Source organism: Solwaraspora sp. WMMD937, from assembly GCF_029581175.1.
In the GTDB taxonomy this organism is placed as follows: Bacteria; Actinomycetota; Actinomycetes; order Mycobacteriales; family Micromonosporaceae; genus Micromonospora_E.
This window is the reverse complement of sequence record NZ_CP120738.1, coordinates 4,213,712-4,238,323: the sequence shown is the minus strand read 5'-3', so window position 1 is coordinate 4,238,323 and position 24,612 is coordinate 4,213,712. Positions and strand designations below refer to the sequence as shown.

The 24,612-nt window shown below is 70.9% G+C and carries 20 protein-coding genes; 5 read left to right on the top strand and 15 right to left on the bottom strand.

The features are described from left to right. Positions 1–42: 42 nt before the first annotated feature. The gene (locus O7621_RS18780) at positions 43–1,914 is read right to left on the bottom strand and encodes a S8 family peptidase (protein ID WP_282230459.1); all 1,872 of its coding nucleotides are present in this window, start codon (positions 1,912–1,914) and stop codon (positions 43–45) included. A gap of 311 nt (positions 1,915–2,225) precedes the next feature. Then, positions 2,226–3,218: a diaminopimelate epimerase gene (gene dapF / locus O7621_RS18775; protein WP_282230458.1), complete on the bottom strand. Its 993-nt coding sequence runs from the start codon at positions 3,216–3,218 to the stop codon at positions 2,226–2,228. A gap of 86 nt (positions 3,219–3,304) precedes the next feature. Here dapF and O7621_RS18770 point away from each other — a divergent pair, with 86 nt between their 5' ends. Further along, positions 3,305–3,430 carry a hypothetical protein gene (locus tag O7621_RS18770; protein ID WP_282230457.1) on the top strand — a complete coding sequence of 42 codons (126 nt, stop codon included), beginning with the start codon at positions 3,305–3,307 and terminating at the stop codon, positions 3,428–3,430. Between the two features lie 36 nt (positions 3,431–3,466). On the opposite strand, the gene O7621_RS18765 is transcribed toward O7621_RS18770, so the two are convergent. The 4 genes from O7621_RS18765 to O7621_RS18750 all read right to left on the bottom strand — a co-directional run bounded on the left by O7621_RS18765 (position 3,467) and on the right by O7621_RS18750 (position 8,131). Continuing rightward, the gene (locus O7621_RS18765) at positions 3,467–4,153 is read right to left on the bottom strand and encodes a TcmI family type II polyketide cyclase (RefSeq protein ID WP_282230456.1); all 687 of its coding nucleotides are present in this window, start codon (positions 4,151–4,153) and stop codon (positions 3,467–3,469) included. Between the two features lie 62 nt (positions 4,154–4,215). Continuing rightward, positions 4,216–5,484: a cytochrome P450 gene (locus O7621_RS18760; protein ID WP_282230455.1), complete on the bottom strand. Its 1,269-nt coding sequence runs from the start codon at positions 5,482–5,484 to the stop codon at positions 4,216–4,218. After that, complete coding sequence (locus O7621_RS18755) at positions 5,481–5,852, bottom strand: antibiotic biosynthesis monooxygenase family protein (RefSeq protein ID WP_282230454.1); 372 nt, start codon at positions 5,850–5,852, stop codon at positions 5,481–5,483. Before O7621_RS18755 ends, O7621_RS18760 begins: the two co-directional genes overlap by 4 nt. Beyond that, positions 5,849–8,131, bottom strand: coding sequence for an FAD-dependent monooxygenase (locus tag O7621_RS18750; protein WP_282230453.1), 2,283 nt, complete (start codon positions 8,129–8,131; stop codon positions 5,849–5,851). Before O7621_RS18750 ends, O7621_RS18755 begins: the two co-directional genes overlap by 4 nt. Before the next feature lie 460 nt (positions 8,132–8,591). Here O7621_RS18750 and O7621_RS18745 point away from each other — a divergent pair, with 460 nt between their 5' ends. Together O7621_RS18745 and O7621_RS18740 are read left to right on the top strand one after the other, a co-directional pair. After that, the gene (locus tag O7621_RS18745) at positions 8,592–9,551 is read left to right on the top strand and encodes a hypothetical protein (protein ID WP_282230452.1); all 960 of its coding nucleotides are present in this window, start codon (positions 8,592–8,594) and stop codon (positions 9,549–9,551) included. A gap of 291 nt (positions 9,552–9,842) precedes the next feature. Then, the gene (locus O7621_RS18740; protein ID WP_282230451.1) at positions 9,843–10,619 is read left to right on the top strand and encodes a septum formation family protein; all 777 of its coding nucleotides are present in this window, start codon (positions 9,843–9,845) and stop codon (positions 10,617–10,619) included. On the opposite strand, the gene O7621_RS18735 is transcribed toward O7621_RS18740, so the two are convergent. The 3 genes from O7621_RS18735 to def are packed head-to-tail and all read right to left on the bottom strand — an operon-like array spanning position 10,610 to position 13,592. Then, positions 10,610–12,028 (bottom strand): transcription antitermination factor NusB, encoded by a 1,419-nt coding sequence (locus tag O7621_RS18735; RefSeq protein ID WP_282234649.1) that lies wholly within the window; start codon positions 12,026–12,028, stop codon positions 10,610–10,612. The genes O7621_RS18740 and O7621_RS18735 overlap by 10 nt on opposite strands. 41 nt (positions 12,029–12,069) lie before the next feature. Then, a complete protein-coding gene (fmt, locus tag O7621_RS18730; RefSeq protein ID WP_282230450.1) occupies positions 12,070–12,996 on the bottom strand; it encodes a methionyl-tRNA formyltransferase in 927 nt (308 codons plus the stop codon). A 5-nt stretch (positions 12,997–13,001) separates the two neighbouring features. Then, the gene (def, locus tag O7621_RS18725; protein WP_278168682.1) at positions 13,002–13,592 is read right to left on the bottom strand and encodes a peptide deformylase; all 591 of its coding nucleotides are present in this window, start codon (positions 13,590–13,592) and stop codon (positions 13,002–13,004) included. A gap of 227 nt (positions 13,593–13,819) precedes the next feature. Here def and O7621_RS18720 point away from each other — a divergent pair, with 227 nt between their 5' ends. Continuing rightward, entirely contained in the window at positions 13,820–16,372 is a 2,553-nt protein-coding gene (locus tag O7621_RS18720; protein WP_282230449.1) for an alpha-L-arabinofuranosidase C-terminal domain-containing protein, read from the top strand. Between the two features lie 13 nt (positions 16,373–16,385). Beyond that, a complete protein-coding gene (locus tag O7621_RS18715) occupies positions 16,386–17,900 on the top strand; it encodes a family 43 glycosylhydrolase (protein WP_282230448.1) in 1,515 nt (504 codons plus the stop codon). Between the two features lie 87 nt (positions 17,901–17,987). On the opposite strand, the gene O7621_RS18710 is transcribed toward O7621_RS18715, so the two are convergent. The 6 genes from O7621_RS18710 to gmk all read right to left on the bottom strand — a co-directional run bounded on the left by O7621_RS18710 (position 17,988) and on the right by gmk (position 24,605). Beyond that, positions 17,988–18,827, bottom strand: coding sequence for an IS5 family transposase (locus tag O7621_RS18710; protein ID WP_282230447.1), 840 nt, complete (start codon positions 18,825–18,827; stop codon positions 17,988–17,990). Between the two features lie 215 nt (positions 18,828–19,042). Beyond that, on the bottom strand, positions 19,043–20,986 hold the full coding sequence (locus O7621_RS18705) for a primosomal protein N' (protein WP_282234648.1): 1,944 nt from the start codon (positions 20,984–20,986) through the stop codon (positions 19,043–19,045). Between the two features lie 129 nt (positions 20,987–21,115). Beyond that, a complete protein-coding gene (gene metK / locus O7621_RS18700; protein WP_282230446.1) occupies positions 21,116–22,312 on the bottom strand; it encodes a methionine adenosyltransferase in 1,197 nt (398 codons plus the stop codon). A 112-nt stretch (positions 22,313–22,424) separates the two neighbouring features. Next, entirely contained in the window at positions 22,425–23,651 is a 1,227-nt protein-coding gene (gene coaBC, locus O7621_RS18695; protein ID WP_282234647.1) for a bifunctional phosphopantothenoylcysteine decarboxylase/phosphopantothenate--cysteine ligase CoaBC, read from the bottom strand. Next, positions 23,648–23,911 (bottom strand): DNA-directed RNA polymerase subunit omega, encoded by a 264-nt coding sequence (rpoZ, locus tag O7621_RS18690; protein WP_123601182.1) that lies wholly within the window; start codon positions 23,909–23,911, stop codon positions 23,648–23,650. The genes coaBC and rpoZ overlap by 4 nt, the downstream gene beginning before the upstream one ends. A gap of 91 nt (positions 23,912–24,002) precedes the next feature. Next, a complete protein-coding gene (gene gmk, locus O7621_RS18685; protein ID WP_282230445.1) occupies positions 24,003–24,605 on the bottom strand; it encodes a guanylate kinase in 603 nt (200 codons plus the stop codon). Positions 24,606–24,612: the final 7 nt, after the last annotated feature.

The window sequence follows — 24,612 nt, the reverse complement described above, 5'->3', positions numbered from 1 at the left end:
CCCGCGTGACCTGGCGACCGCGACGCGGTCACCGACCCGCGGTCACAGGTTCAGCGTCCAGCTGTCCAGGTAGCCGGTGTCCAGGCTGGCCGAGTCCTGCACCCGCAGTTTCCAGGTGCCGTTGGCCCCCTCACCGGACAGGTCCCGGGTGTAGGTCTGGAAGATGTTGTCGGTGCTGCCGCCGGACCGGCTGTGCAGCACGTTGATGCTGCCGTCCGGGGCGATCAGCGACACGGTCAGGTCACCGATCCAGGTGTGGAAGATGTTCACCTCGATGGTGCTGGTCGAGCTGGCGTTGCCCGGGCAGCCGGTGATGGTGATCGAACTCTCCACCGTACTGTTGTCGTTGATCGCGACATCGGTCGAGTTGGTCTGCGAGCAGCCGGGCGGGCCGTTGACGGTGAGGGTGAACGGCGCCGACTGCGCCGTCTCCGGCCCGGTGCCCACCACGGTGAGCGGGAAGACGCCGGTGGCGGCCCCGGTCGTGGTGGCGATGGTCAGCGTCGCCGACCCGCCGGAGGTGACCGACGACGGGCTGAAGGTGGCGGTCGCACCGCTCGGCAGCCCGGTGACACCGAGGGTGACGGTATGCGGTGCCCCGATCACGGTGGTGGTGCTGACCGTCGCGGTCACCGAGTCACCCGGGTCGACCGCACCGCTGGTCGGGGTGACCGCGAGGGTGAAGTCCTGGGTGGGCGGCTCGAAGTCGCCGATGTACAGCAGCTTGTTCGGTGATCCGCTGCCCGGGTTGCTGACCGCGTTGCTGGTGGCGTCGTCGACCAGCAGGTCACGGATCTGCTGGGGGGTGTAGCCAGGGTTGGCCGCCAATGCCAGCGCTGCCGCCCCGGCGACGTGCGGGGCGGCCATCGAGGTGCCGCTGATCGTGTTGGTGGCGCTGTTGCTGGTGTGCCAGGCCGAGGTGATGCTGCTCCCCGGGGCGAAAATGTCCAGGCAGGTGCCCCAGTTGGAGTAGCTGGCGCGGGCATCGGTGCTGGTGGTGGCACCGACGGTGATGGCGTCGGGGGTGGCGGCCGGTGAGTAGTTGCAGGCGTTGGCGTTGCTGTTGCCGGCGGCTAGCGAGTAGACCACCCCGTCGGCGATCGACCGGGTGACCGCGTCGTTGACCCCTTGGTCGAAACCGCCACCGAGGCTCATGTTCGCCACTGCCGGTTCGCCGGCTGCGTGGTCGGCGGTGACCCAGTCGATGCCGGCGATGACCCCCGCGTAGGTGCCGCCGCCGCTGTTGTTCAGCACCCGGACCCCCACCAGGGTGACATCCTTGGCCACCCCGTACGCGGTGCCGCCGACGGTGCCGGCGACGTGGGTGCCGTGTCCGTTGCCGTCGTCGGCGCTGCCGCCGTCGACCGCGTCGAAGCCGGTGACGGCCCGCCCGCCGAAGTCGTTGTGGGAGAACCGGATGCCGGTGTCGATGATGTACGCGGTGACACCGGATCCGGAGTTCGGGTAGGTGTAGCTGTCGTCGAGCGGCAGCGCGGTCTGGTCGATGCGGTCCAGGCCCCAGGACGGGGTGGGGGTCTGGGTGGCGGCGAGAGTGACGGTGCGGTTCTGCTGGACGTAGTCGACCGCTGGGTGGGCGGCGAGGCGCTTGGCGGCCTTCTCGGTCAGCCGGGCCTCGAAGCCACGCAGCGCGGTCGAGTAGGTGCGGGCCACCGCGCCGCCGTGCTTCGCGGCGAGGGTACGGGCGGTGCGCCCGACCACCCCTGTGTCCACCTTGTCCTCGTCGAAGACGACGATGTACGAGCCGGCGACGGTGTTCTCGCCGCCCGCGTAGAGGATCTGGCCTTCCGATGGTTCGGCGTTGGCCGGTGCGGCGAACGCCAGCGCGGCGGTCGCCACCGCGACAGTGGTGAGCCCGAGGCGCCAGCGACGCCGGGATGGCCGGGAGAGTGTCATCTCCCGCCTCCTTTCGATGCACGGCAGGCCGGTTTGTGACAGGCCGACCGGTGACCGGGTACCTGACTGACACAGATGTTAGGCCCAAAACAGATTGATGTAGAGATATGTGATTCCGTCTCGTGTTCCCGTACTCTGGCACCTTTTACCAATACCGCTCGAACTCCGGATCCACCCAACATCGCATTGATGTACATCGTCATAGAGTTGACAATGACCAGACTGGAACCAGGCGCCACCCGGTCGGTGGCCGGTCAGAAAATCGCAAGTGCCCGACTCCGGGCCGGCTCCGGGCCGCGTCGGGTCAGAAATCAGCCGACTGAAGGGTGCACGCCGGCAGTGTGCAGCACGGCGTGATTGTTCTCCCGCAACTGGGCGAACGCCTCGACTTCGTCGACGAACGTGTCCCGCCGTACCGACGCCAAGGTGCCGGCGACGACCGCCGCCAGGTCGACGTCGGCCCGGTAGACGTACGACGCGTTGCCCTGCAAGGTGGCCTGCCAGGCCGTCGGGTCACCGGTCAGCCAGGCCGTCGCCACCCCGCCCGGGTTGCGGACGGTGATCCGCTCGCCGGCCCCGGCCAGGCCGAGCCGCGACCAGACCGCCCGGGACGCGACGACACCCGAACCGCACGACGGGGTCAGCCCGGCGCCCCGCTCGTGCGTCTGCACGTAGATCTCGCCGTCGTCGAGCGGGAACACGAACGACAGGTTCGCCCCACGCGGCACCAGGTCCGTGGCGGCGGTGATCCGCTCCCCGGTAGCGACCAGCTCGGCCTCGTCGAACTTCTCCACCACCGCGACGAGGTGATCGTTCGGTACGGAGAGCGCGGTCAACCGGTACGTCGGGTGCAACGCCGGCAGCGGGGTGTCGACGTGCGGCTGCGCCACGGCGACCACCGGCTCGGCGGGATCGAAGTCCACCTTCGGCATCTCGACCGCGGTCTGCCGGACCCCTTCCGCCGTCGACTCGGCCCGCAGCACGACGAAGTCGCTGTCCCCGGCCCGGACCACCGCCCGCTCGGCGTCGCGGGTGTCCAGCACCAGCCGTCCGACGCAGCGCATCCCGTTGCCGCACAGCTTCGCGAACGAGCCGTCCGGGTTGAAGAACACCGCCTGCGGCACCGCCGGGCCGAGATCGACGAAGTAGACGCCGTCGCCGCCGAGCGGCCCAGACCGGTCACAGAGCCGGCGGACCAGGTGCGGCACGTCCGCCTCGGCCGCGTAGTCGCCCGGCCGGCCCTCGACGACCAGGATGTCGTTCTGCGAGCCGTGCGCCTTCAGAATCGGCAGGCCTGACCTCATCCGTACGCACTCCCCCGCTGTCACTCGCCGCCGCGACCGGCCGACGCCGGCGACCAGTGTACGGCTGCGCCACCGGCCGCCGCCGAGTGTCCGTACCGCCGGTCGCCGACCGGGCGGCCGGCTCCACCTACGGCAACGCCGGCGATGTCGGTCGGGGCGGCACCAGCCGACTGGTCACCGAGGCCCGCCGGCTGGTCGCCGCCTCCCGATAGCCGGCCGGTGCTGACCGGGAGGCGGCGCTGTCGAGGTCAGTCCTCGGCCCGCCAGCGGTAGTACTCCTTGGCGACCGCGTCCACCGGGCCACGCCAGGCGTCCTGGTTGTACGGGCCGATGTAAGGGCTCAGCTCTTCCATGATCTTGCCGAACTTCGGCTTGTCGTGGATCCGCGCGTCGTCGGCGGTGTGCGGGACCGAGCGTTCCAGCAGGTGCACGTAGACGTCGTCGATCGAGTAGAGCCAGCGTGCGGTCACGCTCATCTCGACCGGCAGCGTGCCGGCGTCGGATTCGGTGAAGATCCGGGCGACGTTGTCCTCCGCACCGGGCTTGATCCGCCCGACGATCACGGTCAGATGCCGACCGGCCGGGTCCGGGCCGGTCCCTTCCGCTGGGCTGCTCCCCTCCGCAGCCCAGCGGTAGAACTCCTTGGCCACCGAGTGCGACGGGTTCTGCCAGTTGCGCGGGTACGGCGTGACGTACGGGCCGATCGCCTCGGCGATCTCCTTGAACGCCGGCAGGCCCCGGGTCTGCCCGGAGACCGCCGGGTCCTCGTTGCGTTCGACGATGTGGATGTAGAGGTCGTGGTGGGACAGCAGAATGCGCCCGATGACCCCGAAGTCCTGCGGCCGGGTGGCCCTGTCGTAGTGGCCGAAAGTCTTGGCGATCTTGTCCTCGCTGCCCGGCACCATGCGGCAGACGATCACGTTGCGGAAGACCATGACAACTCCTCGCAGAACGGTGTGGATCGGCCGGGTCGGTTCGCCCGGTGGTCGGTGGTACGTCAGCCGGTGGCGGTGAACCGGACCGGCAGCTCGAGCAGCCCGCGGAACGGCGAGGCCGCCGGGAGTCGGCGCAGTTCGGCGGCGGGTACGGCCAGCCGCAGGTCCGGCAGCCGGCGCAGCAGCCCGCCGATGCCGGTCCGGGCCTCGATACGGGCCAGCGAAACCCCCAGGCAGTAGTGCACCCCGTGGCCGAAGCCCAGATGGGGCCCGCGTTCGCTGGTCACGTCGAGACGGTCGGGGTCGGTGAAGTGGTCCGGGTCTCGGTTGGCCGAGTTGAGCACCACCCCGACCGCCGCCCCGCGCGGGATGCGGACACCGTCGTACTCGATGTCCTCGGTGGCCACCCGGGGGCTGGCGATCGGCAGCGGGCCGTCGAAGCGCAGCAGCTCCTCGACGGCCGCTGGCAGCAGTTCGGGCCGGGCCCGCAGCAGCTCGTACTGTCCGGGGTTGGTCAACAGGGCCAGCATGGCGTTGCCGATGAAGTCGGCGGTGGTCTGGTGACCGGCGAACAGCAGCAGGAACGCGGTGGAGACCAGCTCCCGTTCGGTGAGCGCCCCATCGTGGTCGCAGGCGTCGATCAGGGCGGTGAGCATGTCGTCGGCCGGCGTCGCGCGTTTGGCCCGGACCAGCCCGGTCAGGTAGTCGTGCAGCTGTGCCTGCACCTGCTGCACCGCCGCCCGCTCCTGCTCGGGCGGCCGGCTGGCCGACCCGGAGGTCCGGATCACCTGGGTCCAGCCAAGCACCTGTTCGTGGTCGGGTTTCGGCACGCCGAGCAGCTCGCAGATCACCACCATCGGCAGTGGTACGGCGAACTCGTGCATCAGGTCCGCCTCGCCTCTCGGCGCGAACTTGTCGAGCAGGTCGTCGACGACCTGGCCGATCCGGGGCCGCAGGGCCTCGATCCGCCGGGGCGCGAACGCCTGCGACACCAGCCGCCGCAGCCGACTGTGCTCCGGCGGATCCGAGTTGAGCATGTTCTTGTTCAGGCCCTCCGAGTTGGGCCCGAAGAACCGCAGATAGTGGCCTTCCGGGCCGTACAGGTCCTTGGACAGCCGAGGGTCGGTCAACGCCGCCCGCGCGTCGTCGTAGCGGGTGATCAGATAGGAGTCGAACCGGGGTGAGGCGACCAACCGGACCGGGCACTGCGCACGCATCCGGGCGTAGGTGGGGTACGGATCGGCGGCGTAACCGTCGGTGTAGAACTCCGTCGCCGGGACGGCTGGCTCGGCGGGCCCGACCGGCTCGGCCGGTCGTGGGTCGGCGGTCATCGCGGCTCCTCTCGTTCGCTCGGCACGCTGTGCAGCACCTGGTAGGTGTGCCGCTGCGCGGATTCACGCAACTCCCGGATCACCCGCAGCAGCCGGTCGCGCTGCGCGCTGCGGCCGAACGCGTCGAGGCGTTCCCGGTCCGCCCAGTCGGTGATGATCAGGTAGCTGCGGGGATCGTCGGCGTCGCGGACCAGGTCCTGGCGCAGGCAGCCGTCGAGCGTGCGGATCTGATCGGCGATGGTCTGCCACTCGGTCTCGAATCGCCGCTCGCACCCGGGGCGGGTCCGCATCGACAGCACGGCGCGGACGGGTCCCGCCCGCTCCGTCGGGCTTGTCTGGCCCGTCTGGTTCGGGGTAGCGGCGGTCACCGGACACCGCCGTTGAACACCAGGTGCAGGTGGTGGCGTAGTGCATCGACGTCGATCGGCTGGCTGCGGAAGCCGACGTACCCGTCCGGCCGGATCAGGTAAGCGGCGGCACCGGCGGTGCCGTACCCGGCCCGGAACTCACCGGCGACGTCGTGGAGCACCGGTGGATGGTCCGCTGGCAGGGCTGACGTGTCCGGGCTGAGCAGCAGGTAGACCTCGACTTCGCCGTACGTCCGATCCGGCAGGTCGGCGCTGAGCTTGTCGATGGCGGCCAGAGTGGCCTCGTCCGCCGTCCGGTCGGCGTAGAGCAGCAGAGTGTGCCGGGTCCCCCGGGTCAGCTCGTGCAGCCGCATCGGATGTCCGACTCCGCGTCGACGTAGGCCGGACACGTCGGGAGCGCGCTCCCCCGGGGCCGGGCCGGCCCGCAGCGCGTCCACACTGGCCAGCGACTCGCCGACAAGTGGACTGTCGGCGTAGCTGACCAGCATCGACATCTCCTGCAGGAACTGCCTTTCGAGGTCCTCGCGTTCCAACTCATCGGTGAAGGCCAGCCGCACCGCCCGCCCGACGACCTCTTCCCCCTGTGGCCGGCGCTCAATCTGGTAGCTGTCCAGCAGGCCGGGCGCGGCGACACCACGGACCGCCAATGCCAGCTTCCAGGCCAGGTTCCAGGCGTCCTGGATGCCGGTGTTCATGCCCTGACCGCCGGCCGGCGGATGCAGGTGTGCGGCGTCGCCTGCGACGAAGACCCGTCCGTCGCGGTAGCGGTCGACGATGCCGTGACTGATCCGGAAGATCGACGACCAACGCAGGTTGGCCGCGGTCGTTGCGGCTGGGGCGAGCTGGTCCAGCACTGACTGCACGTCGGCGAGGGTCGGTTCGCCGAGTTCGGCGCTGAACCCGGGCGGGGCGTTTTCGCCGCGGGTGGCGGCGAAGTAGCGCGGCGGCGCCATGGTCGCGATCCGGTAGCGGGATTCACCCCGCAGCGGTACGCAGACCAGCATGTTGTCCAGCTGGCCGTCGGTTTCGTGGATGAACCGCAGCAGGTGGCCGGCGGGCATGTCCCAGTCGACGTCGACGTCGCCGAGCATGAACAGTTGCGGGAAGCGGCCCAGCCCGCCGGTGAAGGTGAGGCCGAGCAGTTGGCGTACCCGGCTGTGCGCGCCGTCGGCGCCGACGAGGAACTTGGCGCGGACCGTCTCGGTGCCGCCGTCGGCGTGAGCAAGGTTGGCGGTGACTCCGTCGTCGTCGCTGGTGAAGTCGACCAGTTCGGTGCCGCGCCGGGGCCGTACGCCGAGTGTGGCGAGCCGGTCGGTGAGGATCCGTTCGGTTTCGTACTGCGGCAGCCCGAGGTGTGCGTACGGCAGCCCTGGCAGCTCCCAGCTGCCCCGGTGCACCTGGTGCCCGTTGACGAAGACCGCCTGACCGACCAGCCAGCTGCCGGCGTTCATGGCCTCCCGGTCGACGCCCTGATCCGCCCAGATCTCCATGGTGCGGCAGTGCACCCCGATCGCCTTGTCGGCCTGGTCCGGCGGGCTGGTCAGCTTGTCGATCACCTGGCAGTCGATGCTCCGGCGGGCCAGTTCGATCGCCGTGGTCAGCCCGGTCGGTCCGGCCCCGACCACCAGCACGTCCGTGGTGGTGTGCCGGGCGGCGGGTCGGGTCGCGGCCGGCTGGACGGGTCGCGGGCCCGGGTCGGCGGCGCGGAACACCCGTGGCCGGATGCCGACCAGGAACTCGGCGATCGGTCCCGCTTCGGCCCGCTCGTGGTCGGGGTCGTCGACCCAGCGGCGGAACGGTTCCGCACCGCGCCACTGCGCGAAGATGTGGTGTACCGGTGATCCGGGTTCGCGCAGCAGTTCCTCCCCCAGGTAGCCGGGTACCGCAGCCATCCGGGCTACGACCTCGGCGTGGCCGCGCTGGAACTCGGCGACCCGGTCGGCGGGTACGTCGACCGTCACGTCCACGTACATCAGCGAGTCCGGGTCCGGCTGGTCGTCCATCACCCGGTAGCTGTCGGGGGTCACCGGCTCGCAGGCGGCTTCGACCACACCGGCCAGGTACGCGGCGACCGGCCCGCTCTCGTAGTGGTTCCGGGCCGCCTCGTCGGTCCACTCGGCGACCATCACGTAGGTCGACGGATCGTCGGCGGCAATGAGCAACTGCCACAGACGGTTGCCGGCGCTGTCGCCGACCCGGTCGGCAACGGCTCGCCACGCGGCTTCGACCGTCTTTGCGGATCCGCGACGGGTGCGGATCCGCAGCATCGTCCTGATCATGTGGGCTCCCTGACGGCTCACGCGACACGAGTGGTTGGCGGGCCGGGTGACGACCGGGTGTCGCGGAGGTCGTGCGGCCGGTCCGTGCTGCGGTCGACGATCTCTGACTGACCGTCACCAGGTCGTAACCGGTGACGGGCGGGCCGGATCCGGCCGGTGACGCCGCGGCGACGCCCCGTCCGGCCAGCCAACCGAATGCGTTTCACCCTCACCTTTCGTTCCGATTTCACCGACTTTCGGAAAATCACCCGTCCAGTGGCGACGAAACACCATGGAAATCAGCCCTCCGTAGCCCGCTTCATGCCGCCTTCCGTGCTACAAACTCATCTGGCACCTAGCAGTTCAGTGAAATGCGAAAGGGGCAACCCCGTTGAGGATCATTCGATTTTCTACCGGCGGCAAAGGCGGGGCCCACCGCGCCGTCGAACCACGCTCCGTCGGCAACCGGAAACGGAGGATCGTGCTCGGTTCGGTGGTCGCTGCGGCCCTCCTGGGCGGTGCCACGATCGCACCGCAGGCGTACGCGACGACGGCTTTCGATGGGCCGGGTATCCGCACCGACGTGGTGGACGCGATCACCGGCGAGCCGGTGGCCGACATCTGCGTATTCGCCGTTCCGGTATTCACGTTCAGCTTTACCGACGTCTGCCCGACCCGGAGCGACTCCCGGGGCCGGGTGAATGTCTCGGTTCCCGGGCCGGGTTCCTACAATCTGTTCGCGCTGCCCGACTCGGGTAGCCGGTACGGTGCCCAGTGGGTCAGCCAGGACGGCGGTACCGGCTCCCAGAAGAATGCACGGTGGTTCACCTTCTCCGCCGACGAGGTGCGGCCCGGGCCGACGATCCGACTGGACGCGCGCTCAGTGATCGTCGGCACCGTGCAGGGTGCCGACGACGAGACCCTGACGAACGGTATGGTCGGGCTCGTCGCGCCGGTCGCCGACGGTTCGCGGGATCCGCGCTACGCACCGGTCGACGACAAGGGCTCGTTCGTCATCGACTGGCTGGGGCCGTACGAGTGGCCGCTGCTGTTCAAAGCGGACGGCTACCCGTACCAGTGGAGCGGGCACGTCGGCAACCGGCTGCGCGCCGACCTGGTAGCGGCGGACGTGAACGCACCGCCGTACGCGTACCAGTTGGAGGCCGGGACCTCGGTGAGCATCGAGATCGCCGATCCGCCGCAGGGTCCGGGCCAGCTGGTTCTGCTCAACGTCAGCACGAAAGACCCGGTGGGGATCGTCGAGCTGGCCGACGGGGCGACCGGCGCGTCGCTCATGGTGCTGCCGCGACAGCAGGTGAAGATCCATTGTGTCTGCAGCGGTGAGCACCGCTGGCATGGTGGCACCGACTTCAGCAGTGCCACTGGCGAACCAATTCGTATGAACGGTCCACAAAGCATCACGTTCATCCAGCCCGCCTGATCCGCCACCAGTTGTCCGGCTGCGGCCCGATGCTCCATCGCGGAGCATCGGGCCGCTGTCCGTCGAATCAGCAGGTCACGGTTACTGTGGAGAGTCATTTGACTACGTGAAGTACACTTAGCTGTCTACGATCTTCCAACCACGGGGAGGGCGTACGACATGCGGTGGTGGGTAAGGCTGGTTCTGACGGTCGCCGTTCTGACGACAGCGGCGGGATGCGCGCCCGCTGTCCGGTCCGACATCGGCGATGGCGACCTGACCAACGACTGGGCGAGGATCGCGACACCGAAAGTGTTCGTACCACGGGCCGGCGAGTGCCATCCGGTCTCCGCCGGTACCGTCGGCCAGGGCACCGAGTACAGACCCGTCGACTGCGGACAGTCCCACGAAGTGGAGACGGTCTTCGTCGGGATCTTCACCGGGGTGTACGGCGTACCGGACCACTCCCCTGCCCCTGGCTCGTCCAGCCGGCGGGCCGCCCGCACCGACTGCGACCAGCGGGTCCACGAGTTCCTCGGCGACGACTGGCAGGCCGGCCGGCTCCGGCTCGAAGTTGTCGTCCCGTCCACCACGGCCTGGACCGGCGGCGCCCGCTGGTACCGGTGCGACCTCGGCGAGGTGGTCAGCATGCAGGACCGCACCTTCGTCGCCCGCACCGGGAGCCTCGCCGGCGCCCTCGACCAACCGAGCCCGCTGCGCTGGGGCTGCTTCAACCCGAGCGCCAACGCCGCCGGCGACGTCGGAATCCTCGCACCGGTGGCCTGCACCGAACCGCACCAGAGCGAATTCGCCGGGCTGTACCTGGAAGCCGACCTGCCCTACGACGACTTCGCCGCGAACGCCGACCAGGTACACCAACGGTGCCGCCGGGTCGTCGCCGACTACGTCGGCCTACCCGTCGACGACGACCTGCGGCACCGCTTCGGCACCATCTACGACTACCCGTTCAAGGACGAGTGGGACGACGGCAACCTCGCCGTCCGCTGCCTGCTCTGGCGCGACCAACCACCGCTGACCCGCTCGGTACGCGACGGCGGCACCGCCGCCCTGCCGGTCCGTCAGGGCTGACCGACCCGACGCAGCAACGCCACGAACATCGCATCGGTGCCGTGTCGGTGCGGCCACAGCTGCACCGACGGCCCGGCGCCGAGCCCGGGCATACCCGCCGGCAGCAACGGCCGGGCGTCGACGAAGTCCACCGGTACGCCCGACCTACGGGCCGCCTCGGTCACCGACACGTGCGTCTCCACCCGGTGCGGCGAGCAGGTCACGTAGGCCACCACGCCGCCCGGCCGGACCGCCCGCAGCCCGGCGGCGAGCAGCTCCCGCTGCAACCGGGTCAACGGCGGCAGGTCCGACGGCTGGCGCCGCCAGCGCGACTCGGGTCGGCGGCGCAGCGAGCCGAGCCCGGTGCACGGTGCATCCACCAGCACCCGGTCGAACGACGACTCGGGCAGCTCCGTCCCGGCACCCACCCGACGACCGTCGGCGACGTGCACCGCCACCGGCAGCCCGCGTACCGCCTGCTCCACCAGCCGGGCCCGGTGCTCGGCGACCTCCACCGCGGTCACCTCGGCGCCGCGACCGGCGGCCAACGCGCCGAGCAGCGCCGCCTTGCCGCCCGGCCCGGCGCACAGGTCCAGCCACCGCCGGTCCGAACCGGACACCTCGGCGTCGGCCAACACCGCCGCCACCAGCTGCGAACCTTCGTCCTGCACGTGCGCCCGGCCCTGACGGACCGCCGACACCTCGCCCGGCGCGCCGCCGGGCAGATAGACGGCGTACGGCGAGAACGCGCCCGGTGCCCCGCCGGTGGCGTCCGCCAGCTCGACCGCGTCGGCCCGGCCCGGTCGGGCGCACAGGTGCACCGGTGGCGGCTCGTTGTCCTCGATCAGCAGCCGGGTCGTCTCCGCCAGACCGTCGCCTGGCTCCTCACCGAGCGCCTCCGCGAACGCCCGGACGATCCACGGCGGATGGTGGTAGGTCACCGCCAGGTGGCCTACCGGGTCGGCCTGCTCGTCCGGTGCCAGCTCCGCGAGCCAGTCGTCCAGGTTCCGGGTGGCGATCTCCCGGAGTACGGCGTTGGCGAACCCGACCGCCCCCGGCGCCACGTCATGCACCAGATCCACCGTGGCCGACACTGCGGCGTGCGCCGGAACCCGGGTACGCAGCAGCTGGTAGGCGCCCAGTCGCAGCGCGTCACGGGCCGGTGGGTCGATCCGGTCCACCTCCCGCCCGGCCGCCCGGGCAATGATCAGATCGAGCGTGCCGACCAGTCGTAGCGTGCCGTAGGTCAACTCGGTGGCGAAGGCGGCGTCGCGGCCCTGCAACTCCCGGTCCCGCAGGATCGTCGGCAACGCCAGATTGGCGTAGGCGTCGTCGCGGTACACCGCCGCGACCGCCTCGTACGCCGCGTCCCGCGCCGGATCCGCCCGCCGCCGACGGCCACGCTGGTCGCGGTCGCCCCTGCCGTTCACGACTGCGGGGCTCACTCGCTGCGCTCGTTCACTCCTCGCGCTCACCCGAAGAACTCGCCGGTGGTGATGCGGGCGCCGCGCGCCCAGTCCGCCGCCGACATGGCCTTCTTCCCGGCGGCCCGGACCTCGCCGAGCGCGACCGGCACGGTGGCCGTACCGACCAGCAGGCGGTTACGTTCGGCCAGCGCCTCCCCCGGCTTCAGCTCCGGGCCGTCCGGCACTGGCCGGACCGGCCCGAGTTTGACCCGTTCGTCACGGAACGTGGTCCAGGCGCCCGGCGCCGGGGTGCCGGCCCGCACCCGCCGGTCCACCGCGAACGCCGGATCGGTCCACCGCACCCGGACGTCGTCGACGGTCAGCTTGGGGGCCAGGGACACCCCGTCACCGGGCTGCGGCACCGCACGGGCGGTGCCGGCGGCGATCCCGTCGAGCACCGCGACCAGCAGCTGCGCGCCGCTGGACGCCAGCCGCTGCAGCAGGTCACCGGCGGTGTCCGTCTGGCCGACCTGATCGGTCACCGTGCCGAACACCGGGCCGGTGTCCAGCCCTTCCTCCAGCTGGAACACGCTCGCGCCGGTCACCTCGTCGCCGTGCAGCACCGCGTGCTGCACCGGAGCCGCCCCGCGCCAGGCCGGCAACAGGGAGAAGTGCAGGTTGATCCAGCCGTGGGTGGGGATCGCCAGCGCGGTCGGCGGGACCAGGGCACCGTAGGCGACGACCGGTACGCAGTCCGGGGCCAGCTCGGTCAGCCGGCTGAGGAACTCCGGCTCCCGTGGGCGCTGCGGGGTCAGCACCTCGATCCCCCGCTCGTCGGCCCAGGCGCCGACTGCGGAACGGACCAGCCGGCGCCCCCGCCCGGCGGGGGCGTCCGGCCGGGTGACCACCGCGACGAGGTCGTGCGCGCTTGCGGCGATGGCGTCCAGCGCGGGGACGGCGACCGCCGGAGTACCGGCGAAGACGAGTCGCATCGCCGTCACCCGCCCAGCCCGAACGGGCTGGTCGCCGCACCGGGCCGGAACAGGCCACCGGGTGAGCGGTGCGGACTGACCTTCACCGTCGGCGGTGCGGCGGCGTCGTACCAGTCGGCTTCGCGGATGGCCTTCATCGCCTCCTTGCGGGTGGCGGCGTCGAGCCGGTCCAGGAACAGCACCCCGTCGAGGTGGTCGGTCTCGTGCTGGACGCAGCGGGCCAGCAGACCGCTGCCGACGATCTGCATCGGGTCTCCGTACTCGTTGAAGCCCTTCGCGACGACGTTCTGTCGACGTTTGGTGTCGAAGTAGAGCCCTGGGATGGACAGGCAGCCTTCCGGGCCGTCCTGTTCCTCCTCGTCGGGAAAGTCCAGCACCGGGTTGACCAGGTGGCCCAGCAGGTCGTCGACGTGGAACGTGAATACCCGCAGCCCGACACCGAGCTGCGGCGCGGCGAGGCCGGCACCGTTCTGATCGGTCATGCTGTCGGTCAGATCGGCGACGAGCCCGCGCAGCTCGGCGTCGAAGTCGACCACGGGCTCGGCCGCAGTGCGCAGCACCGGGTCGCCGAAGAGTCGGATGGGCTGGACGGTCACGCGGTCAGGCTCCTTGTCGTGGGCAAACGGTGCCTTCAGTCTACGGGCGTACGCCGGACGTGGTGACGGACGCGGTGGTCACTCGGGCGACCGTGACCGTGAAGTCGGGAAGACGGTATTGACGACATGGTGATCCGGTCGTAATACTTCTTCACTGTTAACGTTCACATCGACGATCTTGGTTGGGCCGGGGTCAGGGCCGTGGCCGGGCGATCAGGAGGCAGCCCATGTTCCGACGATCCGCACGACCAGGGCTGGCCGGCAGCGCGCTGCTGGTCGCATCGCTCGTCGCCGCCGGAGTCGCGGCCGCCGGGCCGAGCCTTGCCAACCCGCCGCGACCGGAGCCGGAGTACACGATCACCGTCGACCCCGCCAGCGCCGGCGTGCCGATCAGCGACACCATGTACGGCGTCTTCTTCGAGGACATCAACTACGCCGCCGACGGCGGCCTCTACGCCGAACTGGTCCGCAACCGGTCCTTCGAGTTCCTGCCGGTGGACAACCAGTCCTTCACCGGGCTGACCGGCTGGACCCCGCGCGCCGAGGCCGGCGGGTCCGGCACCGCAGCCACGGTCGACGACGACAGCCGGCTCAACGACAGTAACCGCACCTACCTGCGGCTCGACCTGGACAACAGCGACGGCGGACGCTACGGGGTGACCAACTCCGGCTACAACAGCGGAATCGCGGTCGAGGCCGGCAAACGCTACGACTTCTCGGTCTGGGCCCGTACCGACGCCGCCGGCAACCAGCTGACCGTCCGGCTGGTCGACGTCGACGGCCGCCGGCTCGCCGAACCGCAACGGTTGCGCGTCCGCGGCGACGACTGGACCAGGTACACCGCCACGTTCACCGCCCACCGGAGCACCGACGTCGGCCGGCTGGCGGTGCTCGCCGGTGGCACCGGCACCGTACGGCTGGACATGGTGTCGCTGTTCCCCCAGGAGACCTTCCGGGGCCGGGCCAACGGCCTACGCAAGGACCTGGCCCAGAAGATCGAGGCGTTGCGGCCGGGCTTCGTCCGCTTCCCCGGCGGCTGTCTGGTCAACACCGGCAGCATGTACGGCTACGACGCCGACTCCGACTGGGAACGCGCCCGCTCCTTCCAGTGGAAGGACACCGTCGGCCCGGTGGAGACCCGGGCCACCAACGCCAACTTCTGGGGCTACAACCAGTCGTACGGACTGGGCTACTTCGAGTACTTCCAGTTCGCCGAGGACATCGGCGCGATGCCGCTGCCGGTGGTGCCGGCCCTGGTCACCGGCTGCGGTCAGAACCAGGCCACCGTCGACGAGGCCCTTCTGCAGCGGCACATCTCCGACACCCTGGACCTGATCGAGTTCGCCAATGGCCCGGTCAGCTCCACCTGGGGCGGGCTACGCGCCGAAATGGGACATCCCGAGCCGTTCGGCCTCACCCACGTCGGTGTCGGCAACGAGGAGAACCTGCCCGACGAGTTCTTCGCCAACTTCCGGCGCTTCCGCGCCGCGATCGAGGCTGAGCACCCGGAGATCACGGTGGTCAGCAACTCCGGACCGGACGACCAGGGCACCACCTTCGACCGGCTGTGGCAGCTCAACCGGGCTGACGGGGTGAAGCTGGTCGACGAGCACTACTACAACAGCCCGGCCTGGTTCCTGCAGAACAACGACCGCTACGACAGCTACGACCGCGCCGGACCGAAGGTGTTCCTCGGCGAGTACGCCTCCCAGGACAACAAGCTGTTCAACTCGCTCGCCGAGGCGGCCTACATGACCGGGCTGGAGCGCAACGCCGACATCGTCGAGATGGCCTCGTACGCCCCGCTGCTGGCCAACATCGACCACGTCCAGTGGCGGCCGGACCTGATCTGGTTCGACAACGACGAGTCCTGGGGCACCACCAGTTACCAGGTGCAAAAGCTGTTCATGACCAACGTCGGTGACCGGACGGTGCCCAGCGAGGCCACCGGGCCGGCCCTCGGCACCCAGCCGATCATCGGACGGGTCGGCCTGTCCACCTGGGCCACCTCGGCGACGTACGACGATGTGACGGTCACCGCCCCGAACGGCACCGTGCTGTTCAGCGACGACTTCTCGGCCGGGGCGGGCCAGTGGACGCCGGTCGCCAACCGGGGCAGCTGGGCGGTGGTCGACGGCGCGTACACGCAGAGCGACACAGCCGCGCTGGACACCATGGTCGCCGCCGCCGAGATCACCGCCACCGACTACGACCTGTCGCTGACCGCCACGAAGAACGCCGGCGCGGAGGGCTTCCTGATCGGGTTCGGCGTCAAGGACGCTGGCAACTTCTACTGGTGGAACCTCGGTGGCTGGAACAACACCCAGGGCGCGGTGGAGAAGGCCACCAACGGTGCCAAGCAGACGCTGATCGCCAAGCCGAACCAGATCACCACCGGCATCACGTACGACATCACCGTCAAGGTGCGTGGCGACAAGGTCACCCTGCTGCTGGACGGCGAGGTGTGGGGCGAGTTCGTCGACGACCAGGTCACCCGCCCGTTCGCCCAGGTCGTCACTCGCGACGACGCCACCGGCGACCTGCTGGTCAAAGTGGTCAACGCGCAGGAGAAGGCGGCCGTGACCCGGATCGACCTTGGCGACCTGCCGGTCCGTTCGCATGCCCGGATGACCGTGATCAGCGGCGACCCCGGTCAGCAGAACACCCGGTCGGCCGAGCCGATCCAGCCGGTCACCACCCAGCTCACCGGCGTGGCGTCCAGTTTCACACACACCTTCGAGCCGTACTCCGTGACCTTCATCCGCATCCGCACCAAATGACTGAGGTGGCCCCATGACGTACGAGGTGAACCGGCGTGCCCTGCTGCACCGCGGCCTGGGCTTCGCCGCTGCCGGCCTGACTGGTCTGGCCGGTGGGCTGACCGCCGGCGCCGGACGACCGGACCCGGCCGCCGCCGCACCGACCGCCGGCAACACCCCCGGCCCGGTCGGCGCACCCACCGACGCGCAGGTCTACGGCGTACCGACGATCGACCCGCTCGTCGACCAGCGGGCCGACCCGTTCGTCACCTACCCGGTCGCCGGCATGTACTACTTCACCGGCTCGGTGCCCGAGTACGACCGGATCGTGGTGCGCGGCGCGTCCACCATCGCCGGGCTGGCCACAGCGACCGAGACGGTCATCTGGCGACGGCCGGCCAGTGGCCGGATGGGCGGCCACATCTGGGCGCCGGAGCTGCACCGCATCGACGGCAAATGGTACGTCTACTTCGCCGCCGGTGACTCCGACAACGTGTTCCGGATCCGGATGTACGTGCTGGAGTCCCCGCTGGACGACCCCCGGGACCCGGCCGGCTGGCAGCTGCGTGGTCAGATCGTCACCGAGTGGGACAGCTTCGCCCTGGACGCCACCACGTTCCACCATCACGGCCATCGGTACCTGGTCTGGGCCCAGGGTGAGCCGGAGATCGCGGTCAACTCCAGCCTGTACATCGCCGAGCTGGCCGACCCGTGGACGCTGAAGACCAAGCCGGTGCGCATCGCCACCCCGACCCGCCCATGGGAGGTGCAGGGGTACGCGGTCAACGAGGGCGCGGCAGTGATCGTCCGCAACGGACGGGTGTTCATGACCTTCTCGGCCAGCGCCACCGACTCCCGTTACTGCATGGGCCTGCTCACCGCCGACGCCAGCGCCGACCTGCTCGACCACCGCTCCTGGACGAAGACCCCCGACCCGGTCTTCGTCACCAACGAACAGACCAGCCGGTACGGCCCCGGACACAACTCGTTCACCGTCGCCGAGGACGGCAGGACCACCGTGCTGGTCTACCACGCCCGTGACTACCGGGACATCACCGGCGATCCGCTGTACGACCCGAACCGGCACGCCCGGGTGCAGAAGCTCTACTGGGACGCCGACGGCAACCCGCTGTTCGGCGTCCCGGTCGGCGAGGGCGGCCCGATCGTGCGGCTCTCCCCCGCCGACACCACCCGTGACACCTTCGTCCGCCACGTCGGCGCGACCGTGCTGGTCGACACCGACTCCCAGCGGCTGGCCGACACCCAGTTCCGCATCGGTGCCGGGCTGGCCGGGGCGGACACCGTGTCGATCCAGTCGGTCGACCTGCCCGGACATTACCTGCGGGCGGTCGACGGCACGGTACGCCTCGCCCCGGCCGCCGACAGCGCCGAGTTCGCCGCCCAGGCGAGCTTCCACCGGATCCCGCGGGTGAACGGACGCATCTCGCTGCGCCTCGCCGGGGTCCCGTCGGCCTTCGTACGCCACGAGAACGGGCAGCTGACCATCGGTCCCGCCGCCGGGGCGCAGTCGGCCTTCCGGCTCAGCTGAGCCCACCGGCAGCACCGAGGTCTCCCACGGCTCCGGCGGGACACAGTGCTAGCTTCCGGGAAGCTAAGAGGGTGTTTGCGATAGGTGTCAGTCGGGCCAGTCGTAGGCGCGGCGTTGTTGTCGGCGGGCCGGGCCGCCGCGGGTCAACCGGCGCAGCATCTGGTTGATCGCCGCCCACCGGACCATCGCCTCCGACACCGCCGGATCACGCTCGTAGTCCCGCGCCAACCGGCGATGCGCCGTCAACCACGCCAGACTGCGCTCGACCACCCACCTGCGCGGATGCACCACGAATCCCCGCTGCCCGGCAGGCTTACGCACAATGTCCACCGTGGTCGACACCACCCGCCGCGCCCACTCCACGAACCCGCCGGCGAAGCCCTGATCAGCGAACACGTACCGCATCGACGGCACCGCCGCCACCGCCGCGACCAGCGCACCCCGACCACCATCGCGGTCCTGCCACGACGCCGCCAGGACCCACACCGTCACCAGCAGCCCCATCGTGTCGGTCACCACGAACCGCTTCCGACCGTTGATCTTCTTCCCCGCGTCGTACCCACGGCTGTCGGACCCGACGGTGTCCGCGCCCTTCACACTCTGCGAGTCGATGATCCCCGCCGACGGGTCCGGATCACGCCCGGCCTGGAGGCGGACCTCCTCGCGCAGCCGGTCGACGATCCGCTCGGTCACCCGCCGCTGTTCCCACTTGCGGTACTGCCCGTACACCGTCTCCCACGGCGGGAAGTCCGCCGGCAACTGCCGCCACGAGCAGCCGGTCCGCACCACGTACAGGATCGCGTCGACGATGTCCCGACGCGGATGCTTCGGCGGGCGACCGGGCTCCTTGATCAACGGGAGCATCGGCTCGATGATCTCCCACTGGGCGTCGGTCAGGTCCGAGGGGTAGGTAGGGGTTCGCGCCACACCAGGTACATCGACCCAACCCCATCCCCACCAACAGACACGCCGTCCGACACACCTATCGCAAACACTCACTAAGGTGCCCCCGCGAACGTGATGCCACAGGTGCATTTTGATGCACCTGTGGCATCAGGCCCAATCGGCACCCCCGACCCTGGGAAGTCAACGGTGCTTTCACTCTCCGGTGGCCCTGTGCCAGGGCTGGACGACGTCGCGCGCTAAAGCAGGTCGAGCGGGTCGATCTGGATGCGTACCGGCTGGCCGGCACGGCGGGCGGTGCGGGCGCCGGCTGCCACCCGCAGCTGCCGGGCCAGTTCGGCCGCCTGCGACCGGCGGACCCGGATCAGCATCCGTTCCTGGCCGTCGGCCGCCGGCACCGGACCGAGCAGTTCGGCGCTGTCCGGCATCCGCAACGCGGCCAGCAGTTCGGCCACCGCCTCGGCGGGGCCGGTCACGCTGGCCATCCGGGCCGCTGGCGGGAAACCCAGCTCCCGCCGGTCGGCCAACTCGCGGGCGGCGAACCAGCCGGGGTCCCAGCGCAGCAGTGCCTGCACCGGGGCGAGCCCGCCGTCGGCGACCACCACCACCTGGCCGCCGTCGGCCGCCGGGCGGGCCAGCGCGGCGGCGGACAGCCAGCGGCGCAGCGTCTCCTCCGCCGCGCGCAGGTCGGCCCGGGTCAGCAACGCCCAGGTGTCCAGCAGCAGCACGGCGCCGTAGCCACCGACGGCCACCGGCTCGGCGCCCGGGGTGGCGACCACCACCGCCGGCTCGGCCGGCACCGAGGTGAGCACCTCGTCGCGGCCGGAGGTCCGCACCGTGGTGCCGGCGAACGCCCGGCCCAGCTCTTCGGCGGTACGCCGGGCACCGGTCACCGACGCCCGTAACCGACGCCCGTGGCAGTGCGGGCAGGCGTAGCCGGCGGCCGGCCGGCCGCACCAGCGGCACTGTGCGGTGGCGGTCGCCGCCGGCAGGGCCAGCGGACCGGAGCAGTGCGGGCAGCGGGCCGGGGTCCGGCAGTCGGCGCAGGACACCGCCGGCAGGTAGCCGCGCCGAGGCACCTGCACCAGCACCGGCGTCCCGGCCTGCAACGCCGTACGCGCGGTGGCGAAGGCCAGGCTGGGTAGCCGGGCGGTGGCGGCGCCGGCGTCGCGGGCCAGCTGGGGATCGTCGCCGGCCGGTGTCACCCGTGGGGTACGTCGCCGGACGGTGGCCCGCGTGGCGACGATCTCCCGGGCCCAGCCGGTCTCGACCAGTTGCTGCGCCTCACCGGAGCGGGCGAAGCCGCCGAGCAGCGCCGCGACCCCGCCCAGCTGCGCGCGGGTGAGCAGTACCTCGCGGGCGTGCGGATAGGGCGCACGGGGCTCGGCGTGCACGTCGTCGCCGTCGTCCCAGATGGCCACCAGGCCCAGATCGGCGACCGGGGCGAACATCGCCGCCCGGGTGCCGACGACCACCTTGACCAGCCCTCGGCTCGCCGCGAGGAACGCCCGGTAGCGCCGGGCCGGGCCGAGCGCCGCAGTGAGCACCACGTGCCGACCGGCACCGAGGACCCGGCGCAGGGACGCGTCGAGCCGGTCGACGTCGCGTCCGTCCGGTAGCACCGCGACCGCGCCCCGGCCGGCCCCTACGGTAGCGGCGATCGCCTCGGCGTACCGCGCCGGCCAGTCCTCGCCAGGCAGCGGCGCCCAGACGGCGCGGGCCGGCCGGCCGTCGGCGACGGCACGTAGGAACGCGGGTCCGGACGGGTACGCCGCCCATCCGTCGGCGGCGGTCGACACGGCGTCGGGTGGCGCAGCAGCCGGTGGCACGGCGGCCGGACCGGGCTCGGGTTCGCCGGGCTCCTGCTCGACGCGGGCGTGTCTCGGCGGCACGGCCAGCCGCAGCACGTCGGCCAGGTGCCCGGCGTACCGGTCGGCGACAGTGCGGGCCAGAGCGGCGATCTCGGCGCTGAGCACCCGTTCCGGCGAGACCAGCTTGTCGAGGAAGGCGAGCTTGCCGTCGTGGCCGGAGGCGGTCACCCGGTCCAGCACCCATCCGGCCACCAGTTGACCGGCGAACCGGACCCGGACCCGGGTGCCCGGCTGCACCCCGTCGTCGAGCTCCGCCGGGACCAGGTAGTCGAACGGGCGGTCCAGGTGCGGCAGCGGCACGTCGACGCAGATACGCGCGACCGGCAGCCGGTCGGCCGGCTGCCGGTCGTGTCCCGCTCGGGTGCTCACCGGGCCATCCTGCCCGGCCGCCGGGGTGGCCGGCGACCCGCCACCCCCGGCGGTACGGTCAGCGGCGGTGGGTCAGGCTCCGGCGGCGGACTTCAGGTCTGCGGCCCGGTCGGTGCGTTCCCAGGCGAACTCCGGCAGCTCCCGGCCGAAGTGGCCGTACGCGGCGGTCGGCCGGTAGATCGGCCGCAGCAGCTCCAGGTCCCGGATGATCGCGGCCGGCCGCAGATCGAACACCTCGCCGATCGCCCGTTCGATCCGGTCCACCGGCACGTTCTCGGTGCCGAACGTCTCCACGAACAGGCTCACCGGGTGGGCCTTGCCGATCGCGTACGCGACCTGCGCCTCGCACCGCTCCGCCAGCCCTGCCGCCACCACGTTCTTGGCCACCCAGCGCATCGCGTACGCCGCCGAGCGGTCCACCTTCGACGGGTCCTTACCGGAGAACGCGCCGCCACCGTGCCGGGCGTACCCACCGTAGGTGTCCACGATGATCTTACGGCCGGTCAGGCCGGCGTCGCCCATCGGTCCGCCGATCTCAAAGCGCCCGGTCGGGTTGACCAGCAGCCGGTAGCCCTCGGTGTCCAGACCGAGGCCCTCCAGCTCGGGGGCGATCACGTGCTCGCGCACGTCCGGAGTGAGCAGTGACTCCAGCGAGATGTCGGCGGCGTGCTGGCTGGAGACGACCACGGTGTCCAGCCGCACCGGCCGCAGCCCGTCGTACTCGACGGTGACCTGGGTCTTGCCGTCCGGCCGCAGGTACGGGATGGTGCCGTCCTTGCGGGTCGCCGACAGCCGCCTCGCCAGCCGGTGCGCCAACGCGATCGGCAGTGGCATCAGCTCCGGCGTCTCCGAGCAGGCGAATCCGAACATCATGCCCTGGTCGCCAGCGCCCTGGGCGTCGAGCGCGTCGTCGGCCGACTCGCCGACCCGGCGCTCGATGGCGGTGTCGACGCCCTGGGCGATGTCCGGCGACTGTGCGCCGATGGACACGCTCACGCCGCAGGACGCGCCGTCGAACCCTTTCTTGGAGGAGTCATAGCCGATCCCGAGGATCGTCTCGCGAACGATGGCCGGGATGTCCGCGTACGCCTGGGTGGTGACCTCCCCGGCGACGTGCACCTGGCCGGTGGTGATCAGGGTCTCGACCGCGACCCGGGACCGGGGGTCCTGGGTCAGCAGCGCGTCGAGGATCCCGTCGCTGATCTGGTCGGCGATCTTGTCCGGGTGGCCCTCCGTGACAGACTCGGAGGTGAAGAGACGGCGTGCCACGGTACTCCTTGAATCCGAAAGCAATGGTTTCCGGCAGTCTAGTCATCCACGTTGGGGTCTGGCGCCGTGCCGACCAAGGAATCCGGCGGTGCGCCGACCGCCGTAGCGCAGCTCACTGCGACAGTCGGGCCACTACCAGATCCCATATGTCGTCGGCGAGCTGCTCCTTGCCGCGTTCGTCGAGCACCGCGACCGGACCGTCGGCGTCGAGCACTGTGGCCGAGTTGGCATCCGCGCCGAACACCTGGTCGACACCCACCTGGTTGGCGACGATCAGGTCCGCGTTCTTGCGCGCCAGTTTCGCCCGGGCGTTGGTCAGCAGGTCCCCTGTCTCCGCGGCGAACGCGACGAGGAGCTGTCCGGGCCGCTTTGCCGCGCCGAGTTCGGCGGCGATGTCCGGGTTGGTGACCAGTTCGATCACCGGTGGTCGCCCGCCGTCGTCCTTCTTGATCTTCGTGGGTACGTAGCTCGCCGGCCGGAAGTCGGCCGGCGCCGCGGCCATCACGACCACGTCGGCTTCGGCTGCTGCGGCGAGCGTGGCGACCCGCAGCTCCTCGGTGCTGCCCACCCGGATCAGCCGGGCACCGGCCGGATCCGGCAGCGACACGTTCGCGGCGATCACCGTCACCTGCGCGCCACGGGCGACGGCGGTACGGGCGAAGGCGTACCCCTGTTTGCCGGACGACCGGTTGCCGAGGAACCGCACCGGGTCGAGCGGTTCACGGGTGCCGCCGGCGGTGACCACCACCCGACGGCCGGTGAGGTCGGCGACAGCACCGGGCGGGCGGGCCAGGACCCGGCGGGCGACGGCGAAGATCTCCCCGGGGTCGGGCAGCCGGCCCTTGCCGGTGTCGGACCCGGTCAGCCGGCCGGTCGCCGGATCGAGGACCAGCACCCCGCGGCGGCGCAGCAGCGCCACGTTGTCGGTGGTGGCCGGATGCTCCCACATCTCGGTGTGCATCGCCGGGGCGAACAGCACCGGACACCGGGCGGTCAGCAGGGTGTTGGTGAGCAGGTCGTCGGCGAGCCCGTGCGCGGCCCGGGCGATCAGGTCCGCTGTGGCCGGGGCCACGAGCACCAGGTCGGCCTGCTGGCCGAGCCGCACGTGCGGCACGTCGTGGACGTCGCTGAAGACGTCATCGGCGACCGGCTGCCCGGACAGCGCCGACCAGGTCGGCGCACCGACGAAACGCAACGCCGCCGCAGTCGGCACCACCTTGACCTGGTGGCCCGACTCGGTCAGCAGCCGGAGCAGCTCGCACGCCTTGTACGCGGCGATCCCGCCACCGACGCCGAGAACGACCCGGGGCGGGACGCGGGCCGGCGTACCGGCGCTCAGGGCTGGTCGGTGGGCTCGGCGGTGAGCAGGTTGGAGTTGATCTCTCGCATGGCGATGGAGAGCGGCTTCTCCTGCGGCGTGGTCTCCACCAGCGGTCCGACGTACTCCAGCAGGCCCTCACCGAGCTGGCTGTAGTACGCGTTGACCTGGCGGGCACGCTTGGCGGCGAAGATCACCAGGGCGTACTTCGACGAGGTCTTCTCCAGCAGCTCGTCGATGGGCGGGTTGGTGATGCCTTCCGGGCTGGCAATGGATCCCACGGGATGCAACCTTTGTGTCGTCGGGCTCTGTCGCTGGGTGTCATCGTCAAACCGACGTCGTGAACCGGTGCTGCCAGACCAGACCGGGCTGTCAGACCGGGCGGTGCGACTGGGCGTCGGTCAATAATGACGAACCGAGCAATCCTACCAGCTCGATCGCGGCTCGCGTCACATCGTCGTTGACCACCGTGACGTCGAACTCCTGCTCGGCGGCCAGCTCCTCGTCGGCGTGCTCCAGCCGGCGACGGATCGTCTCCTCGTCGTCGGTCCCCCTACCGACGAGGCGCCGTTTCAGCTCCTCGACGCTGGGTGGCGCGAGGAAGACCAGCTGGGCCTCGGGCATCGCCGCCCGCACCTGCCGGGCACCCTGCAGGTCGATCTTCAGCAGCACCGGCTCGCCGGCGTGTAGTCGTTGCTCGACCGCCGAGCGCGGAGTGCCGTAGAGGTTGCCGGCGAACTCGGCCCACTCCAGCAGCTGCCCGGTGGCAGCCATCCGCTCGAACTCGGGTCGGTCGACGAAGTAGTAGTGGACGCCGTCGACCTCGTAGTCCCGCATCGGGCGGGTGGTCACCGAGACGGACAGCCAGATCCAGGGCGAGCGCGCCCGGATCAGCTCGATCACGCTGTCCTTGCCGACCCCGGAGGGGCCGGAGAGGACCGTGAGCCGAGCTGCCGGGCGCGCGTCGTCATACATGGTCACT

Bases quoted from the DNA above. Each gene is read 5' to 3' on its own strand.
- O7621_RS18780 (WP_282230459.1), bottom strand. From the start codon at position 1,914: ATGACACTCTCCCGGCCATCCCGGCGTCGCTGGCGCCTCGGGCTCACC.
- dapF (WP_282230458.1), bottom strand. From the start codon at position 3,218: ATGAGGTCAGGCCTGCCGATTCTGAAGGCGCACGGCTCGCAGAACGAC.
- O7621_RS18765 (WP_282230456.1), bottom strand. From the start codon at position 4,153: ATGGTCTTCCGCAACGTGATCGTCTGCCGCATGGTGCCGGGCAGCGAG.
- O7621_RS18760 (WP_282230455.1), bottom strand. From the start codon at position 5,484: ATGACCGCCGACCCACGACCGGCCGAGCCGGTCGGGCCCGCCGAGCCA.
- O7621_RS18750 (WP_282230453.1), bottom strand. From the start codon at position 8,131: ATGATCAGGACGATGCTGCGGATCCGCACCCGTCGCGGATCCGCAAAG.
- fmt (WP_282230450.1), bottom strand. From the start codon at position 12,996: ATGCGACTCGTCTTCGCCGGTACTCCGGCGGTCGCCGTCCCCGCGCTG.
- O7621_RS18720 (WP_282230449.1), top strand. From the start codon at position 13,820: ATGTTCCGACGATCCGCACGACCAGGGCTGGCCGGCAGCGCGCTGCTG.
- O7621_RS18715 (WP_282230448.1), top strand. From the start codon at position 16,386: ATGACGTACGAGGTGAACCGGCGTGCCCTGCTGCACCGCGGCCTGGGC.
- gmk (WP_282230445.1), bottom strand. From the start codon at position 24,605: ATGTATGACGACGCGCGCCCGGCAGCTCGGCTCACGGTCCTCTCCGGC.